Raw genomic sequence first — 2,838 nt, 5'->3', positions numbered from 1 at the left:
TCCGGGAGGCTGTTGGTTAGCTTCGCAGCCACCTTTCTTGATCGGATCGATCGGTCGGCTTGCGATCGTTTGCTCGTGACGAGTTTTCAGACGCGACGTCCACGATCGCTTTGCGTTTCGCTCATTTCTCATGCTCGAAGGCCGACGCCTGACACCAATTGGACCGTGGCCACACTGGCGGCAACGTGCCGAAAGAGTGGCGGGCCTCGTGCTCTCCAGCAGATCAAACGGCAAATCCCCGCGGCCATCCATTGCGGCGGAAAGAGACTCGGTCCTGTGATAACCTCAATCGTCCGCCGCCTAAAAAGAAAACGCCGCCCTACGACGGCGTCGAAAGCAAGTCAACCGCTCGACTCGCTCATCAAAGAGGCCTGACCCATTTGATTCATTCGCGGATGCGATAGCGTCGATCGTCGCGGATGAAGATGATTTGATTGTCTTCGATGATCAGTTCGTCACTGTCGTCCGTTTTCGTGTCCTTCGTGTCCTTCGTGTCCTTCGTGTCCTTCGTGTCCTTCGTGTCCTTCGTTTGTTTCGTGGTTGGTTCGTCGGCAGAAGGAACCGGGGCTAGCGCCGCGCGGCTCATCGGGGTTTCGGATTGGCCGACGACGATCACGCCGGGGCCATTGGCGTGCGCGTCGATCTTGTAGCCACGAATGCCGATGATGTTGCCGTCGTTGTCTTGAATCGGAACCGTGACGCGGCCACGCATTGTTTCACGTCCGTTGGATTTGTAGAGTCCGGCGGCGACAAGTGCGTCACGGACTTCGCGGCCACGTTTGATGCGCCGCTGCGGGATCTGCTTGCCGAGTGTTCGATCGGCGAATCCGATTTGTTCTTTGGACGCTTGTTCGTTGGTGAGATGAAGTTCGTCAATGACGTAAGCCTTCGCACGATCGCTTGTGTTCAAAGAGGTCGCGTAGAATTGGGCGACGGCTTTGATCGGGTCGGCGAGGATTGAATCCAAGAAGTCGTCGTTCATTGTGTCAGCTCCGTTGGGTGCGCGCAGACCGGTGGCCCGGCCCTTGCTGGGTGTTTTGAATCTGGTAAAGAGCGCGGGGAGAGGTGTCGGCGGTTTGCCGGTCGGGTCCGCGAAAGCTGCGCACCTGTCGGCTGTCGTTGGCGGTCGAGAGCCTTGACGGTGCGATGGCGAAACGTGGATCAACGCCTCACGGATCGGCCGGCCCTCCATGACGCGACAGCTTCCGCTCACTGTCAAGCGACGGAATCAACCAACCGCCGCGAAAGTAGAAAACCGCTTCGGTATCAATCGTTAAAGTCAACGCACTTGGTGTTAACGATCGCACCTTGGTTTTTTGACTCTCGCCTTCTCTCGGACTGCCACCGGACGGTCACGGGTGACGGCGTCAGTCCGGCTCGGCGAGAGCCAAAAAACGTAGGGGGAGAGTGGGTGATTCGGTGTCGTTGGTGTCTAGGCTTTAGCCGATCCTTGTCTGGCATGCGAGCGCCGAAGGCGTCGCGGAGAAGCGCCTAAAGGCTGGACACCAGCGGTTTGGACGCCACGCCCGTGACTGCCAGGGAGCCTGTCGGAGATTCGCAGCGGGCTTTGGCCGAACAGACAAGCTGTCGGTTGATGGTTTACCGATCGGCTCGTTCCCGGCTTACGTCGCTTACAGCTCGTCGCGGTCACTTTCGCCCTTCTAGATAACGAGCTCGGCATCCTGCCTCGCACTGTTCTGATCGGGCTCCGCCCTCGGCGTCGGTGATGCTCGCTCGCGCTCGGCGCTACCCTCATCCTTCGGTCGCTGTCACCACCTCCGTCGACCGCCGGCTCCGCTCGGTCGATCCCTCCCTCACTCCGGTCGCCGACCGATGGCCCGCTCCTTCACTCCACGACCATCATCACTCTACCACTCCTTGTCTCCTCCTCTCCTTGTCTCCCCCTCTCTCTTCCCGCTTCCTGCCATCGTTCTCCGACTGACATCCTGCCACCGACGGGTTTCAGTCGACGGGCATCCTACCCGCCGTGCGTTCCGCGTTCTTTCCTGCGTCCGGGTGCGCGGTCGGTCTTGTGGCAAGACCAATCGCCCTCCCATTGCGGCGGAAGTCGACTCGGTCCTGTGATCACATCAATCGTCCGCCGCTGATTTGCGGGATTCAACCCCCGTCCCCTTTGCTCGTCCCCGTCCCGTTTTCTTCCGCGCATTTAGGAAACTCGTCCTTCCTACTTGATCGCTTCATTGCCTTGTCTGCGAAGCTTACGCAACTACAGACAATTCCTGCGACGATAAGAGGAATAATCCAACCCGGCAACGCGGAAAGGCCAACGATCCCCCTCCAGGCGTTTCCGGGCATCCACAGCCCTGTACGATATGGGATCAAAATCGTTGATAAAAATGGCCACGTGGAGATAAAAAGGAACCCAAGTAGTTCAATCTTCAATCGCTTTGCAGCAGCAGCTGATACTAAGCATGCAGGGATCGTCATGACTAACTGTTGTGCCATCGACCGACTCATTGCATCGATGCAGCAAATCGCGGCTACAACTGCAACCGTACTCAGGAGAGTCGAAAGCCGAAAACGCGGTGCAACAACGGAACCTGGGGATCTCACCATTTTCCCTTTAAGAGATCAAGGTAGTAGTGAGCATAATTGTCCGCGTTGTCAATCGCTTCATCCGATGAAAGCGTCTTTTTATCATCATAGGATGGTCCAATATCAGGTGAATGCCAGTGTGGATTCGCAATATACTTGTAGTCCGTTGTACCGCACGCCTCGTGATTCATTTCGTGTAATATCGTGAGTGTTCCATCACTTGACTTGAAAAACTGGTTCTTCCGGGAATTTAGTGGCAACCATCAGGTGCCATTTCGAGCT

At 56.9% G+C, this 2,838-nt stretch carries 1 protein-coding gene; it reads right to left on the bottom strand.

Annotation, left to right across the window (positions count from 1 at the left end; all coding sequences use genetic code 11):
* Nucleotides 1-385: 385 nt before the first annotated feature.
* Nucleotides 386-982 carry a hypothetical protein gene (locus tag H1B37_RS32540; RefSeq protein WP_182871440.1) on the bottom strand — a complete coding sequence of 199 codons (597 nt, stop codon included), beginning with the start codon at nt 980-982 and terminating at the stop codon, nt 386-388.
* Nucleotides 983-2,838 lie beyond the last annotated feature (1,856 nt).

This window comes from Stieleria mannarensis (genome assembly GCF_014154935.1).
In the GTDB taxonomy this organism is placed as follows: domain Bacteria; phylum Planctomycetota; class Planctomycetia; order Pirellulales; family Pirellulaceae; genus Stieleria; species Stieleria mannarensis.
Note: the sequence above shows the minus strand (reverse complement) of the source record. Positions and strands in the feature narration are given on the sequence as shown.

Coding starts and splice junctions, on each gene's coding strand:
- H1B37_RS32540 (WP_182871440.1), bottom strand. CDS start 982: ATGAACGACGACTTCTTGGATTCAATCCTCGCCGACCCGATCAAAGCC.